The sequence below is a fragment of the Curtobacterium sp. MCBD17_019 genome, from assembly GCF_003234555.1.
GTDB lineage: Bacteria > Actinomycetota > Actinomycetes > Actinomycetales > Microbacteriaceae > Curtobacterium.
The window spans coordinates 190,917-205,041 of sequence record NZ_QKTT01000006.1; the positions used below are offsets into that span (position 1 = coordinate 190,917).

16 protein-coding genes and 1 pseudogene are annotated in these 14,125 nt (G+C 71.8%); 5 read left to right on the forward strand and 12 right to left on the reverse strand.

Annotated elements, in window-relative coordinates:
• Nucleotides 1-65 precede the first annotated feature (65 nt).
• A complete protein-coding gene (locus tag DEI82_RS08070) occupies nucleotides 66-521 on the reverse strand; it encodes a hypothetical protein (RefSeq protein WP_146242861.1) in 456 nt (151 codons plus the stop codon).
• A gap of 35 nt (nucleotides 522-556) precedes the next feature.
• Nucleotides 557-1,585, reverse strand: a complete 1,029-nt coding sequence (locus tag DEI82_RS08075) for a BadF/BadG/BcrA/BcrD ATPase family protein (RefSeq protein ID WP_181435144.1) — start codon at nucleotides 1,583-1,585, stop codon at nucleotides 557-559.
• A 270-nt stretch (nucleotides 1,586-1,855) separates the two neighbouring features.
• Between DEI82_RS08075 and DEI82_RS08080 the strand changes: the two genes are divergently transcribed.
• Nucleotides 1,856-2,251, forward strand: a complete 396-nt coding sequence (locus DEI82_RS08080) for a VOC family protein (protein ID WP_111036440.1) — start codon at nucleotides 1,856-1,858, stop codon at nucleotides 2,249-2,251.
• Nucleotides 2,252-2,290: 39 nt separating this feature from the next.
• Here DEI82_RS08080 and DEI82_RS08085 read toward each other — a convergent pair whose 3' ends face one another.
• Nucleotides 2,291-2,770, reverse strand: coding sequence for a hypothetical protein (locus DEI82_RS08085; RefSeq protein ID WP_146242862.1), 480 nt, complete (start codon nucleotides 2,768-2,770; stop codon nucleotides 2,291-2,293).
• 44 nt (nucleotides 2,771-2,814) lie between these two features.
• On the reverse strand, nucleotides 2,815-3,390 hold the full coding sequence (locus tag DEI82_RS08090; RefSeq protein WP_111036457.1) for a TetR/AcrR family transcriptional regulator: 576 nt from the start codon (nucleotides 3,388-3,390) through the stop codon (nucleotides 2,815-2,817).
• 65 nt (nucleotides 3,391-3,455) lie between these two features.
• Here DEI82_RS08090 and DEI82_RS08095 point away from each other — a divergent pair, with 65 nt between their 5' ends.
• Entirely contained in the window at nucleotides 3,456-4,427 is a 972-nt protein-coding gene (locus DEI82_RS08095; protein ID WP_111036441.1) for an SDR family NAD(P)-dependent oxidoreductase, read from the forward strand.
• On the opposite strand, the gene DEI82_RS08100 is transcribed toward DEI82_RS08095, so the two are convergent.
• The 4 genes and pseudogenes from DEI82_RS08100 to DEI82_RS08115 all read right to left on the reverse strand — a co-directional run bounded on the left by DEI82_RS08100 (nucleotide 4,421) and on the right by DEI82_RS08115 (nucleotide 7,285).
• A complete protein-coding gene (locus DEI82_RS08100; RefSeq protein ID WP_181435145.1) occupies nucleotides 4,421-5,035 on the reverse strand; it encodes a histidine phosphatase family protein in 615 nt (204 codons plus the stop codon). The two genes, DEI82_RS08095 and DEI82_RS08100, sit on opposite strands and share 7 nt — an antisense overlap.
• A 42-nt stretch (nucleotides 5,036-5,077) precedes the next feature.
• Complete coding sequence (locus DEI82_RS08105) at nucleotides 5,078-5,638, reverse strand: MOSC domain-containing protein (protein WP_111036458.1); 561 nt, start codon at nucleotides 5,636-5,638, stop codon at nucleotides 5,078-5,080.
• A 144-nt stretch (nucleotides 5,639-5,782) separates the two neighbouring features.
• Nucleotides 5,783-6,226, reverse strand: a pseudogene (locus DEI82_RS08110) (aldo/keto reductase); the annotation flags it as partial.
• Nucleotides 6,227-6,355: 129 nt separating this feature from the next.
• Nucleotides 6,356-7,285 carry an NADP-dependent oxidoreductase gene (locus DEI82_RS08115; protein ID WP_111036443.1) on the reverse strand — a complete coding sequence of 310 codons (930 nt, stop codon included), beginning with the start codon at nucleotides 7,283-7,285 and terminating at the stop codon, nucleotides 6,356-6,358.
• Between the two features lie 252 nt (nucleotides 7,286-7,537).
• Between DEI82_RS08115 and DEI82_RS08120 the strand changes: the two genes are divergently transcribed.
• Both DEI82_RS08120 and DEI82_RS08125 read left to right on the forward strand, forming a co-directional pair.
• Nucleotides 7,538-9,064, forward strand: a complete 1,527-nt coding sequence (locus tag DEI82_RS08120; protein WP_181435146.1) for a glycoside hydrolase family 16 protein — start codon at nucleotides 7,538-7,540, stop codon at nucleotides 9,062-9,064.
• Between the two features lie 248 nt (nucleotides 9,065-9,312).
• Nucleotides 9,313-9,627, forward strand: a complete 315-nt coding sequence (locus DEI82_RS08125; RefSeq protein ID WP_146242863.1) for a hypothetical protein — start codon at nucleotides 9,313-9,315, stop codon at nucleotides 9,625-9,627.
• Nucleotides 9,628-9,679: 52 nt separating this feature from the next.
• Here the strand turns inward: DEI82_RS08125 and DEI82_RS08130 are convergent, their stop codons facing one another.
• A complete protein-coding gene (locus DEI82_RS08130) occupies nucleotides 9,680-10,597 on the reverse strand; it encodes an NmrA family NAD(P)-binding protein (RefSeq protein ID WP_111008902.1) in 918 nt (305 codons plus the stop codon).
• Between the two features lie 269 nt (nucleotides 10,598-10,866).
• Here DEI82_RS08130 and DEI82_RS08135 point away from each other — a divergent pair, with 269 nt between their 5' ends.
• Nucleotides 10,867-11,280 (forward strand): BLUF domain-containing protein, encoded by a 414-nt coding sequence (locus tag DEI82_RS08135; protein WP_181435147.1) that lies wholly within the window; start codon nucleotides 10,867-10,869, stop codon nucleotides 11,278-11,280.
• A gap of 28 nt (nucleotides 11,281-11,308) precedes the next feature.
• Here the strand turns inward: DEI82_RS08135 and DEI82_RS08140 are convergent, their stop codons facing one another.
• The 3 genes from DEI82_RS08140 to DEI82_RS08150 are packed head-to-tail and all read right to left on the reverse strand — an operon-like array spanning nucleotide 11,309 to nucleotide 14,105.
• Complete coding sequence (locus tag DEI82_RS08140) at nucleotides 11,309-11,932, reverse strand: pyridoxal 5'-phosphate synthase (protein WP_111036446.1); 624 nt, start codon at nucleotides 11,930-11,932, stop codon at nucleotides 11,309-11,311.
• Nucleotides 11,929-12,714: a creatininase family protein gene (locus DEI82_RS08145; protein WP_111008904.1), complete on the reverse strand. Its 786-nt coding sequence runs from the start codon at nucleotides 12,712-12,714 to the stop codon at nucleotides 11,929-11,931. Before DEI82_RS08145 ends, DEI82_RS08140 begins: the two co-directional genes overlap by 4 nt.
• Entirely contained in the window at nucleotides 12,711-14,105 is a 1,395-nt protein-coding gene (locus DEI82_RS08150; protein ID WP_111012442.1) for an FAD-binding oxidoreductase, read from the reverse strand. Before DEI82_RS08150 ends, DEI82_RS08145 begins: the two co-directional genes overlap by 4 nt.
• Nucleotides 14,106-14,125: the final 20 nt, after the last annotated feature.

Here is a 14,125-nt window from a genome sequence, read left to right on the forward strand (position 1 = left end):
CCCACGCTACCGAGCGAGACGCCACCGTGAAGGCGCTCCGAGCTCCGTCGCGGCCTGTCCCGATCTCACCGGCCCGCGTCCGTCGGCGCAGCGCACGTACGGCTGCGGAGGAACTCCTGCAGGTCAGCGCATCGCCAGGTCGTCCAGCCGCCCTGGCCGTAGGCGTCGAACGCCGAGGTGGACGCCACGGAGACGCCCGACGACGTCATGCGGACGAAGGTCGGTACCGGGTCGCCCTCGGTGGTGAGCTCGACCCAGCTGACCGTCGCCGAGCCTCCGGCGTCATGCGCATCCGTGAGGCAGCGGAGGCTCCGCTCCGGCAACGCGAGGTCGCCGACCTCGAGACGTGCGCTGCCGCAGTCGGTGCCGGTCGGCTTCGCGACCCACGCCGGCGCATCAGGGAGGGCGCGCGCCGCCCGGACGGGATCGGACGGGCGAGACGCGGAGCACGCGCTGAGGAGCAGCACCGCGACCATGGCGAGCGCTGCGGCCACCGCCACCACGGGCCTCCCTACCGACATGGCACGAGCATGGCGGATCAGGCGGCCTGGCGACGTCACGATCGAGCGACGGTGCCGTCGGGTCGAACGTCCTGCTGGCTCTCGCGGAGACGGTCGATGACGGACCGGTTGGTGGCCGCCCCGACGGTCCCGTACGCGATCAGCGCTGCACCGCGGAGCGCGTCGAGCACGGCCGGCACGAGCGCCACCGGTGCGTACGTGTCCTCATCGAGCGCGTCCGCGAGGCGGGCGGTGAACGCCGGCGTCGTCGCCAGACCACCCGTCGTCGACACCGTCACGCGGTCGCCGCCGATGAGGGGAGCGAGCAGTCCGACGCCGCGGGCGGTCTTGCGGGCGAGGTCGCGGAGCGCCCGATCCGCCAGTGGCGATCGGTCGGCGGCCTCGGTCACGAGGGGCGCGAGTGCGCCGAACCGGTGCCGGACCTCCATCCGGTCCACGTGCGCGAGGCCGAGGATGACGTGGCGGAGTCCCGGCACGTCGTCCGCGCCCCAGGAGCGGAGGATCGCCGCGACGAACTCGTCGTCGTCCGGACCGGCGGCGCCGAGCAGGATGAGCTGCACCGCCTCGTAGGCCAGGTGCCGAGCCGCCCCGGCGTAGTGCTCGAACTGCCCGCTCTCGATCTCGGTCCCGTCCGCGTCGATCGCGAGGATCATCGAGCCGGTGCCGGTGACGACCATGATCCCCGGGGCACCGAGCAGGGCGCCGCGGTGCGCGACGACCGCGTCGTTCAAGATGAGCCGTTCGCACCGCAGCCCCGGCACGCGGAAGAAGTCGTCGGCCCAGCCGTTGTCGCCGTCGCCCTGGTTCGAACCGGCACGGCTCACCATCGCCAGCCCGGCGACGAGCGCGACAGCGTCAGCAGCGTCGCGGCCGGCGTCCTGCAACGCGCGGACCGTCGTGTCCGCGACGTTCGCCGCGGCGTCCGCCTGGTGGTACGGACTCCCGCCTCGACCCGTGGCGGAGCCGAGCAGGCTGCCGTCGAGGGCGAAACACCCGACGCGGGAGAACGTGCCCCCGGCGTCGGCGGCGATCACGAAACGGGGGTCCCCTCCGGCGTCGGACATGGGCCGAGCGTAGCCAACCCGCGCTCGACGCCGCGCTTCCGCCGCTCCGTGCATCACTCGGTGGCACTACCGCACCGTCCGCACGTGGACTACGGGCCGGTGGCGGTTGTCGATCTCCGCGCTCGGCCGCCACCATGGCACCACGCTCGGTGACCCGCGTCGTCGAACCGTCCGGTCGACTCGGATGCGCTGGGGATCTGATGCGCCCGTTGACGAGCGGATCCGGACCGAGCAGGCTGGCTCGCGACGGCGACGACCCCGGAGGCATCGATGACGAGCAGCATGTGGGTGAGCATCACGTCAGCTGATCTGGCGCGATCGGCTGCCTTCTACGAAGCGTTGGGGTTCCCCGTCAACCCGGACTTCTCCGATGAGCACGGAACGTGCTTCGAGCTCGCCGACAACCTGCACCTGATGGTCGTCGCACGAGACTTCTTCGCGACGATGACCACGAAGGAGATCGCCGACCCACGGACCCATGCGCAGGTCGGCCTCAACCTGACACGCGACTCCCGCGACGAGGTCGATGCGATCGTGGAGAAGGGGATCGCCGCCGGTGGGCACGAGCCCCAACCCGCGCAGGACCTCGGGTTCATGTACTCCCGCGACCTCGAGGACCCGGACGGGAACAACCTCGGGTTCCTCTGCATGGCCCCGGACGACTGAGGGTCGCTGGTCTCGCGGTCGGGGGCTCGCAGGCCGGGATCACCCTTGGCCGGCGGGCGCGTCCGCGACGAGCGGTGTGCCGTTGGCCGCACAATCGCGCTGTGCCCGTCGCATCCCCGCGCTGAACGCGGGCGCATCCGGGTCGAACTGCGCCGACGCGACGACCGGCGGGGAACTGGCGATCGCGTCCTGGATGCTGGTGAGGTCGGCGACCAGGCCGCGGTTCGGGGTCCGCAGCATCCCCGACACCACGGTCGGTGTCAGGTTGACGATCGCGGCGTAGCCGGCGTCCTGGATGGTGCCCGCACTGCGCTCGATGCCGGCGGCCGACAGGTCCGTCTCGAGCTCCGTCAGCCCGGCGCAGGTCACCGCGATGCCCGGGTCGGGGGTGGGTGTCGAGGCGGCTCTCGTGGTGTGTGCGGCGGTGCTCCGCGCGGCGTGATGCGGCGCGGCGGTCGAACATCCCGTCAACGCGATCACTGCGCATGTGGCAGTGACAGCGACCAGCAGTGTGCGCATGGTGCCCCCTCGTGCGGCACGTTTCCCCTCGCTGCCGCGTCGACTCATCCTGCCGTATCCGCTGTCGCCGCTGTCGGCAGAACGAGCCGGATCGCCACCTCGAGCCGCGCCCGGTACTCGTCGCGGGTGTCGACCTGGTGTTTCAGCCCCACCGACACGCTGCTGAGCGTTCGTGCGACATCCGCTGCCGCCTCGCAGTGGTCGCTGATCGCCGCGGTCACCATCGCCTCGAACCGGGCGGGAGCCTCACGGGCCGTGTCATCGAGGAGTTCCGGGTTGTCGGCGATCACGGCTGACACGTCGCGCACCATCGGTCCGACGTACCGTCCGGCCCACCGGTCGAACGCGTCGAGCAGGCGGTCGGCGATGGGCCGCGTGTCGTCCGCGAGGAGCTGTTCGATCGCTGCCAGATCCTGGGTCAGGACGTGTGCGGCGGCCTCCCGGAACAACGCCTCCTTCGACTCGAACAAGAAGTACAACCCCGGGCGGGAGATCCGTGCTGCTCGCGCGATGACGTCCATCGATGTCCGCCGGTATCCCGCTTGTGCGAACGTGTCGAGCGCTGATTCGAGCACGGTTCGACGGCGTCCCACATCCGTGCCGGTGGAGGTGTCGATCATGCCGCCGATGATACCGCCTCCCATACCGAATAGACAGAACCTGTCCAGTGGGTACAGTTGCCCGCATGCCCCTTCCGCTCATCCGAACGCGGTTCGACGCCGAGTCCACCGCCGCTGACGTCCTGGTCGACGTCGATCTGACCGGTCTGCGCGCGATCGTCACGGGCGCGTCGTCGGGACTCGGCGTGGAGACGGCTCGCGCCCTCACCGCCGCCGGCGCTGCGGTCACGCTCGCCGTCAGGAACACGTCTGCCGGCACGGCGGTGGCCGACGTCGTCGCCCGTTCGACGGGCCGCCGGCCGGACGTGCGTCACCTCGACCTCGCGGATCGCGCCTCCGTGGCCGCCTTCGTGGCGCATTGGGAGGCTCCGCTGCACTTGCTCGTCAACAACGCCGGTGTCGTGAGCGCGGGACTCGAGCGGACGGCGGAAGGGCGTGAGCTGCAGTTCGCCACGAATCACCTCGGCCACCACGCGCTCGCGGATGGTCTTCGACGGTCACTCGCCAGAGGCGCCGCGGAGCGCGACGGCGCCCGGATCGTCGCGCTCAGTTCCACCGCGCACATGCGGGCGAACGTCGACCTCGACGACCTCGACTTCACCCGATCCGAGTACGATCCCCAGATCGCCTACGCACGAGCCAAGACCGCGAACTCCCTGTTCGCCGTGGCGGCGACGCGCCGTTGGGCGGACGACGGCATCGTCGCGAACGCCGTCAACCCGGGCGGGATCGCCACCGGGCTCCAGCGGCACTTCTCGGCGGCGCAGACGGCGTCGTTGGAAGCCGCCGAAGCCGCTGGCGTGTTCGCGTACAAGACGGTCGAGCAGGGCGCCGCGACCACCACGGTCGCCGCGGTCGCGCCCGAGTTCGCTCACACCGGCGGGCACTACCTCGACGACTGTCAGGAGGCCTACACGGTTCCGAACGACGCGAGTCTCGCGGATCACCCCCACGGGGTGAAGGCGTGGGCGCTCGATCCCGACGCGGCGGATCGGCTTTGGAGGGCGTCGGAGGAGCTCACACGCCCGTCTCACTGACGCGGATCCGCCGGGAGCGACCTCGGCAGGTGCTCCGTCGTGCCGATCCCGCCGACGTGGTAGCCGCGGGCGACGACGTCGAGACGTGTGATCGACCCGTGCTGGAGACCCGCGAGGGCGTCGGGGCGGAGCGATCGCATCTCCTCGTCGGAGAGGATGTCGCGCAGGAGGTCGCGGATGATGCCGCCGTGCGTGATCACGACGAGGTCACCTGCGTCCGGCAGCGATTCGTCGATCAGGTGACGGAGCCGTGCCGCGGCGGCGCGCGACGAATCGCCGACGGCCGGAACGAGGTCCCGGTCGCGCTCAGTGCGGTCCCAGGCGTCGCGGAACGCCTCCCACGATGCGTCGTCGACGACTGGGGGGTCGTACTCCATGCGCTCACGCGCCCGGCCGTCCACTCGGACAGGGACCGCGGGGCGCTCGGTCAGCAGCGGCATCGCCGATTCACGCGTGCGCCGTGCCGGGCTGATGACGATCCTCCCGATCGGCTCGGTCCGGAGGCGCCGCATCACCGCTCCGGCCTGCTGCGTCCCGCGCATCGTGAGCTCTCCGTCGCATCGCCGCACCTGCTCGCCGTGGCGGACGAGCCACACGTGCTGCAGCACCGTCGGATCCTCGGACATCGGGAGGTCAGCCGGTCGCGGCGGTCAGACCGGACCGAGCGGCTGCAGCTCGCCGGTGGGCAGCTCGACCCGGATCGTGTCACCAGGACGGACGACCCCGCCCGCCACGACGACACTCATGACGCCGCCCTTGCGTTCGACGGAGCCGTCGTCGGCCCGCCCGAGCACCGCCCGCAGGAGACCGGGCTCGAACTCGTTGATCTGCTGGCACGGATTCCGGAGGCCCGTGATGCGGACACGAGCATCCGCGCCCAGGTGCAGCAGCGTGCCTGTCGGAAGACCGAGGAGGTCGACCCCGCGAGTCGTGATGTTCTCGCCCATCTGCCCGGGCGCGACCTGGAATCCCGCTTCCGCCACGTCGTCGAACAGCTCGGCGTGGATCAGGTGCACCTGGCGCAGGTTCGGCTGGGACGGGTCTCGTGCGACGCGAGACCGGTGCTGAACGGTGACGCCGGCATGCGCGTCACCCTCGATGCCCAGTCCCGCGACGAGCACCACCTCGTCCACCACCGGTTTGCTGAACCGATGGGCACCGTCCCTGCTCACTGCGACGACGCGAGGGTGGGTGGCGTGATCTGCGCTCATGGCTCGATCATGGCGCAGGACCGCTCGGGACGGACCCTGGCAGACTGCACGACATGCACATCGGGGGAAGGGTGCCGACGGACCAGCCGGATCTGAAGCTGGCGATGCGTGCCGAGGCGGACGCGCTCGGGATCGCCGTCGCCGGATTCGTTCCGCAACGGCATCTCGAGGATTGCTCACGCCGATCGCGCGGACCTTGCCCTCGGCGTACAGCGACTCCAGGGCCTTGTACGCCTGCACGGTCTTCTCGAACCGGTCGGGTGCGGGCTGGTGGAGGATGAAGACGTCGATGGTGTCGATGCCGAGCTTGCCGGTGGCCTTCTCGAACGCGTGCAGGGCCTCGTCGTACCCGTAGTCGGACGGGAACACCTTCGTCTCGATGACGATCTCGTCCCGGTCGAGGCCGGAGGCGCGGACCGCCTGGCCGACCTCACGCTCGTTGCCGTACGCAGCTGCGGTGTCGATGTGGCGGTAGCCGACGTCGAGCGCGGTGCGGACCGCCTCGACGGTGTCCTCGGGGGAACTCTGGAAGACGCCGAAGCCGATCGGCGGCAGCTGGACGCCGTTGTTGAGTGTGATCATGTCCATGACGACGACGTTAGGTCCCGCGGCCGGAGCGTGACGGGGGCTGCCGTTCCCTCCCTCCGCCACGCCGCGCCACGCGGTGCAGCGGAGGGACGCCCCGGCAGAACCGGGGACGACGGTCCCTGTCACCGGTCAGGGGAGGACGATGACCTTCCCGGCGATCCGACCGGCCTCGGCTTCCGCGTGGAGCGCGGGCAGGTCGCCCAGCGGGATCCGACGGGTGACCTCGACGGTGAGCGCGCCGTCGTCGACCAGGGACACCAGTTCGGCGAGGCGTTCGCGGTTCGGCAGCACGAACACCGTCGATGACCGCACGCCGCGGGACTCGTCGTCGGGCGTGGCCATGAACGCCGTCGTGCTGACGACCACGCCTCCGTCGCGGACGGCGGCGACGTCCGCGGCGAACTGCTCCGGGTCGATCGGTGCGAGGTTGAGCAACACGTCGAACTGGCCGTCGACGGAGGCGAGCAGATCGGCGTCCGTGTGGTCGATGACCTGGTCGGCGCCGGCCGCGCGGACGGCGTCGATGCTGCGGGGGCTGGCGGTCGCGCTGACGAACACGCCGGCGCGCTTGGCGAGCTGGATCGCGTACTTCCCCACGACGCCACCGGCGCCGACGATGAGGACGCGCTGACCGGCGTGGAGACCACCGTCGTCGAAGAGCGCCTGCCATGCGGTCAACGCGACGGACGGCAGCGCGGCTGCGTCGGGGAGCGGGATGCTCGTCGGGGCGGGGACCAGGGCCTCGGCGGGTGCGATGACGTACTCCGCCGCGCCACCGTCGCGCTCCATCGGCAGGAAGCCGATCACGGCGTCGCCGACGGCGAGCCCGTCGACGTCCTCGCCGATCGCGTCGACCGTGCCGGACACGTCGTACCCGGGCACGTGGGGCAGCGCGATCGGGATGGGGAGGAACCCGCCGCGCATCCCGGCGTCGGCCGCGTTGTAGGCGGATGCCGAGACGCGGACCCGCACCTGCCCGGCGCCCGGGGTGGGCTGCTCGATCTCGACCTCCTCGAGGACCTCGGGACCGCCGACCTCGTGGAACTGGACTGCCTTCATGGTGGACTCCTTCGCTCACTGCTTCGAACTCGAAGCGATACCAGATCCGTACACCTGCTTCGAATACGAAGCAACACTGATCCGGTCCCTGATCGCCGAATGCGTCCGGAAGCCCCCGAACTGGGCACTACGCGCGCGCCGCCGAACCTGTTGTCATGGGCAACAGCTCCGCACGTGTGTACCCGACGCATGTTTCCCTGCTCCCGTGTGACCCGACGCACGACCGCGCCGAACCACGTCGTCAGGAACGTCATGCCCCGCTCGGGATCCCGTCACCCCGTCCGCCTCCGGACCGCGACGCGTGCCTTCGCCGCGACCGTGGCCGTCGCCCTCGCCGCCCTCGCCGTGGGTGCGAGCGTCGAGCCGGCGAACGCGGCCACGCAGAACCCCGTGGGCGCGTTCGACACGGCATCGGGCGGTGCGGGCGCGGTCACCGTCGTCGGGTGGACCGACGACCCGAGCAGCGCGGCGTCGAGCAACAGCGTCACCGTCACCGTCGGTGGCACGAACGCCGGAACGCTCCGGGCCACCGGGGTCCGAGCGGACGTCGACCGGGCCAGGCATGTCAGCGGGAACCACGGGTTCTCCGGGACCCTGACCACCGCGAAGACGGGTGCGCAGTCGGTCTGCGTCACGGCGGTGAACACGGGCGCGGGGACCGACACGAACCTCGGCTGCAAGACCGTCACGATCACCGCCGCGAACCCGGTCGGCGCGTTCGACACGGCCTCGGGTGGTACGGGCACGGTCGGTGTCGCGGGGTGGACCTACGACCCGAGCAGCGCGGCCGCGAGCAACAGCGTCACCGTGACGGTCGGTGGTGTGGCCGTCGGCACCCTGCAGGCCACCGGCGCCCGTGCCGACGTCGACCGGGCCAAGCACGTCAGCGGGGACCACGGCTACTCCGGCAGCCTGACGACGTCGAAGTCCGGAGCGCAGTCGGTGTGCGTCACCGCGGTGAACACCGGCGCGGGTTCGAACACCGCGCTCGGGTGCAAGACGGTCACGATCACCGCCACGGGCACGGCACCGGCACCGGTGAGCGGCGCGAACGTCACCACCAGCCCGTCCGGGGTGGCGATGCCGAAGGGCGACGTGACGTCGAACGGTCGCGTGTGGAAGCAGGCGTACGCGCAGGACTTCACGACCCCCGCCGCGGTCGGCACGGTGCTGTCGACGTACCACGACCTGTCCGCGTACGACGGCTCGAGGGACACGTCGGGGCTCGGGCAGTACGCGCCGAACAAGGTCCTGTCCGTGTCCGGCGGCGAGCTGGACTTCGATCTGCACAGCGAGAACGGACAGCCGCTCGTCTCCACGGTCGTCCCGGACAACTACCTGCCGTTGACCACGGGCCGCGTCTCGGTCCGCTACAAGACGACGAAGACCCCCGGCTACAAGTTCGTCGGCATCCTCTGGCCCGAGGACGACAACTGGAACGAAGGCGAGATCGACTGGCCCGAGGCGGACCTGGGCGGCACCCCGCGCCCTGCGTCCGCCATCCCGGGTACCTACGCGAACGGGCGGATGAGCTTCGCGCCAGCCGTCACCAAGTACGCCGGGTCCGACACGACGGGTTGGCACACCGCGACCACCGAGTGGGACCACGGCGTCGTCCGGTTCTCCTGGGACGGCACCCTCGTCGACTCCGTGACGAACGCCGTCCCGACCACCGCCTTCCGGCTCACCCTGCAGGCGGAGACCTGGATCGGTGAGGGCGCCGTCCCGGCCACGGCGACCGGACACGTGGACGTCGACTGGGTCAGCATCTGGAGGTGACGACGCTCCTGGCGGTCCTCCGAGCACGAGCCAAAGCGGTGGATTCGTCACTTTTCGTCCTCCCGCTCTAGGATCGTGACGGGCATCCGGTGGTTCCGTGTGCCCGTGGGGGAGGGCCCATGTCGATCCGTAGTGTCCCGGGGTCGATCGCGTCCGGGGGTCGGTCGCGTTCGTCCCGTCCGCGACATCCGACCCGTCCGAACGGGCAGGGACTGCCGCAGCCGGTGCGGCCGACGCTGTTCCACCGAGTGGCCGAGTGGACGCGCACGCCGGTCCCCGGTGACGCGGTGTGCGAACGGAGGGTCTGGATCGCGTTCGACGAACGGCTCGTCTCCTACTCCGAATGCGAGGGCGAGACCTCGCACACCGCGGTCTGGTGCGTGGACGAGTTCCTCCAGCACTTCGCAGACCGCCTCGACGAGGACGACGCGTCGCGCTGGTTGCTCCCGCACCTCGAGCGGCTCGCCTCGACCGGGGGCGGCAAGGCCGCGACGCTGCGCGCGTACGCCGCGCGGCACGACGGTGCACCACCGCCGACGGTCGTGTGCGATGTCGTGCTCTGACCGCGCCCGCGCACGCGGTCCGCGGCTCAGCAGGGGCGCCCGGGAGGCCCGCTCAGGCCACGCGCGCCTCGTCCGCCGCCAGGTGGTCGGCGAGCACGTCGCGCACCGTGGTCCACGGGTACGGCCCGTAGCGGTCGTTGTCGACGTGGCGGAGCTGCGCCTGCCCGCTGAACATGCTCACGAAGTACTGCATCCCCTGCCACGCCGGGAACGTGTCCTGGTCGCTGCGGGACAGTCGGCGGACCACCTTGCTCATGACGGACAGGGACCCGGTGGTGCCGGCCCACTGCAGCCCGAAGGGCGTGCCGGTCAGTTCGGTGAGCGTGCGGGCGACGTCCCGGGCGGAGACGCGGTCGCCAGCGACCTCAACGACACGCGGTGCGTCCTCGTCGAGGGCCACGAGCGCGGTCACACGGGCGACGTCGTCCTTGGTGGTGAAGTCGAGCACCTGGTCGGGTGACGACCAGTACATGACGCGGTGGCGCCCGAACGCGATCATCGGCGCCTGCCCGGTGAGCATGTCGGTGAACGCGCCGTTGAGCACGGAGGTCGCACGGATCGGCGCGGCGTCCACGTCCGCCGCGAACTCACGGCGGAGCTCGAAGTTGCGGTTGCTGCCCACGGCGATGCGGCGGTAGTCCGAGGAGTAGTCGGACGGGACGAACCGGGGCACGCCCGCGGCGACCGCGGCGGCGAGCAGTGCCCGCTGGGCGTCGACGATGACGGGGCGCACGCCGCTCACGGCGGAGACGACGGACTCGACACCCGTGACCGCGCGGGTCAGGGCCTCCCGGTGGGAGTACGCAGCGGCGACGACCTCGACGCGGTCGTCGGACCCGTACCGCTCGTCGGCGGCGGTGCTGCCCGGACGGGTGAGGACGCGGACCCGCACGTCCCGCTCCAGGAGCGCACGGACGATGCGGTGACCGAGGTCACCGGTGGCTCCGGCGACGAGGACGGTTCGGGTCATGGCGGTGCTGCTCCTGGTGGTCGCGCGGACGTGCCGGACGCCGACGGCGATCGACGGGACGGTGACGGCCGGAATGGTGCTCGACGGGCCGCGCCGTCGGTGGCACACCCCGGAGGCTACCGCGCGGGGACCGCCGGCGCCCTGGGCCCCGAAGGCGGGGCTTGTGCGGCGGACCGCGGTGCGGATTCACTGGCGGAGCACCGTCGTGCGGCCGTGGTTCGCGGGCCGACCGGCGGATCGAGGCCGCCCCGCCCGGAATGAGGATCCCCATGCTGTCCCTGGTCTACATGAGCACGAGTGTCCGACCGCTCTCGGACGACGAGTTGTCCGCGATCCTCACCGACGCGCGCACCCGCAACACGGCGCTCGAGATCACCGGGGTCCTGGCACACCGCGACGGCCGGTTCATCCAGGTCCTCGAGGGCCCGGACGACGCCGTGCGCGAGCGGTTCGAGGTGATCCGGCGGGACCCCCGACACACGGACGTGCGGCTGCTCTGCGAGGACCCGCTCGACGAACGGGCGTTCCCCGGGTGGTCGATGGCGTTCCAGCCGGCGGACGCGGACATGACCGCGGTCGCGGGGTTCTCCGACCTGACCGTGGCCGGTCGGGACGAGCACCGGAACGCGTCGCGCGGTCGTGCCCTGGTCGAGTGGTTCCGGAAGCGTCCGTCGTTCACCTGATGCCGGCGACCGGGGGCAGGGCCCTGGATCAGCCCGCTGCGCGTGCGACCGTCCATCCGGCGTCCGTCCGGTCGTAGCGGAGCCGGTTGCTCGGTGCATCCGCGGCGCCCCGCCAGAACACCATCCGCACCGGGGTGATCGCGTAGCCGGCCCACGTGGTCGGTGGATCCAGGTCGGGGCGGTCGGCGTCGAAGGCAGCCCAGCGCGTCCGGCGGTGGTCGGCCTCGACCGCGGCGAGGTCGTCGTCGTTGAGCCAGGCGAGCACCTGCAGGTAGCGACTCCGCGCGGTGTAGGCGTCCCGGGCCTCCCGGTCGGTGACGCGCTCGACGTCGCCGGTGACGACGAGCTGCCGAGCCAGCTCGGGCCAGACGAGCGTCACGGTGGCACGGGGCACCGCGGCGATCTCGGCGGCCTTCCGGCTGCGGCTGTCGGTGTGGAAGTGCACGCGACGGCCGTCGAACAGGGACATGAGGACCGTGCGCGCGGCGGGGTAGCCGTCGAGCCCGATCGTCGACAACGTCATGGTCGGGGTCCCACCGGATCCGGGCGCCGGCAGCCAGCGCGCGGCGAGCGCGAGCGGGTCCACGGGGACGTCGTCGTCCGCGTCGGCGCCGTGGGCGAGCCCGCCGACGACGACGCCCCCGTCCGTCACCGCGGGACCGCGGGGTCGAACCGGGCGATCTCGTGCAGGGACGCGACGGCCTGGTCGAGCGACACGTCCCACAGGAGCTTCCCGTACTCGGCGCTCGCACGGCTGGCGTCCCCGACCACACCGGGCGTGCCGAAGTCGTTCGAGAGCCAGCCGAAGCTGACCGGGCCGCCGTTGAACGCGATGCGCTCGAAGTCGGCGATGTGGTCCGGCACCCAGCGGTCCGCTCGGGCGAGGTCCACGAGGTCCGGACGCAGGTGCAGGATCATCGACGTCTCCGCGGCACCGCCGTGGATGCCGAGGCCGCGCTCGTCGGCGTCCTCGCCGTCGGGTCCCGGGACACGGGCGAGCGTCGGCATGAGGAACGTCTTCAGCCCCGTCCGTCGGCGGATCTCGCGGAGCGCCACCTGGAGGAGTGCCGTGTTGCCGCCGTGGCCGTTCGCGAACACGAGCGTCCCGGCGCCCATGAGCGCGACCGCCCGCCCGATCTGGACGACCGTGTCGAACATCGTGTCGGCGTCGAGCCAGACGGTACCGGGAGCCCAGCTGTGCTCGTCGGACTTCGTGAACGCCAGGGTCGGCAGTTGCCAGACGTCGAGGCCCTCGTCGGCCGCTCGCTCGACCGCTGCGCCGCCGATGTGGTCGGCGAGCAGGAAGTCGGTGACGAGCGGCAGGTGCGGGCCGTGGTGCTCGACCGCGCCGGTCGGCTGCACGACGATGGTGTCCGGGCCGAACCGGGCGGCGACGTCCGGCCCGGGCAGCTCGGCGAGCTTGCGCGTGCTCACTTGCCGAACCCCGGGATGCCGGTCGAGGCGGCCGACGCGGGCTGCGCCGAGGCCGTCGAGCCGCCCGTGACGACGAGCGCGGGGTCGACGAGCGCGGGGTCGACGATGTGTCCGGGATTGAGCACGCCCTCGGGATCGGTCCGCTGCTTGAGCGCCACGAGGTCCTCGACGCCGTGGTCGACGTAGTACTGGTGCGGGCTGTGCACCCGCACGCCGAGGGCCTCGAGCAGCGGGTACCCGGCGTACACGTCGTCGGCTCCGGTGTACGGCGCGGTGAGCATGCCGATCGGGAACCGGTGGGCGGCCTCGATGTGGAGCATGCCGCCCGGGTAGACGCCCTCGACGTCGGCGATCCGGTCGATGAGCGCCTCGCCGCCGACCTCGACGTGGAAGTACACGGTGTCGGGCGTGTTCCGCTTGAGCCACCAGATCGGGTGGTTGTACGAGAGCATCGACACCTTCGTGGTCTGCTGCAGGCCCTCGCGGACCTCGACGACCGTGCCGCCGGCGACCTCGATGAGCCCGGTCGCGTCCTCGAGCGCGGTGGCGTCGATGATGCCGCGCAGGCTCGCCGCACCCGCCACCACGGGCGTGTCCTTCGGGAGCGTGGCGGCGATCTCGGCACGGTCCGCGCTGACGAGCCGGGGCGCGGGCGTCAGGCCGCGGAGCGTCCGGACGGCGGTCAGGGCCCGCTCGAACGTCGGGAAGCTCGCGTAGACCGCGCGCCAGTCCTGCAGCGGCTCGAGCCGGACCGTGGCCCGCGCGATGACCCCGGCGGTGCCGTAGGTGTGCACGAACGTCTGGGCCTCGTCCCCCTCGACGTGGAGGAGGCCGTCCTCACCCGGGAGCGCGATGTCGAGGGCGGTGACGAATCCCTCCCAGTTCGAGCCGTGGGAGATCGACCCGGTCCCGCCCGAGCCGCCGGACAGGAAGCCGCCGATCGTCGACTGCGCGGTGGACGGGTACATCCACAGCTGCTGGCCCTGCGCGGCCGCGGCCTGCTCCATCATCACCATCGGGGTGCCGGCCTCGGCCGTGATGACGCCGTCCCCGACCTCGACGACCGCGCGGGCACGCGAGGTGTCGAGCACGAGACCGCCGTCGAGCGGGATGCCCTGCCCGTAGTTGCCGGTGCCCTTGCCGCGCGTCGTCACCGGGACGCCGTGCCGTGCCGCCGCCTGCACCGTCTGCGCGATCGCGTCGGCACTGGCCGGGTAGGCGACGAGGTCGGCGAGGCCGAGGGGCAGCTGCTCGGTGAGGATCGGGCTCATCGTCGCCTCGTCGACCGACGCGCGCTCGCGGGTCTTCGGGTCGGCACTGACGCCGCGGTCACCGAGCAGGTCGACCAGGTCGAGCCGCAACGCCTCGAGGGCGGCGGGGGTGGCGGGCATGTGGGGCTCCTTGCTGGTGG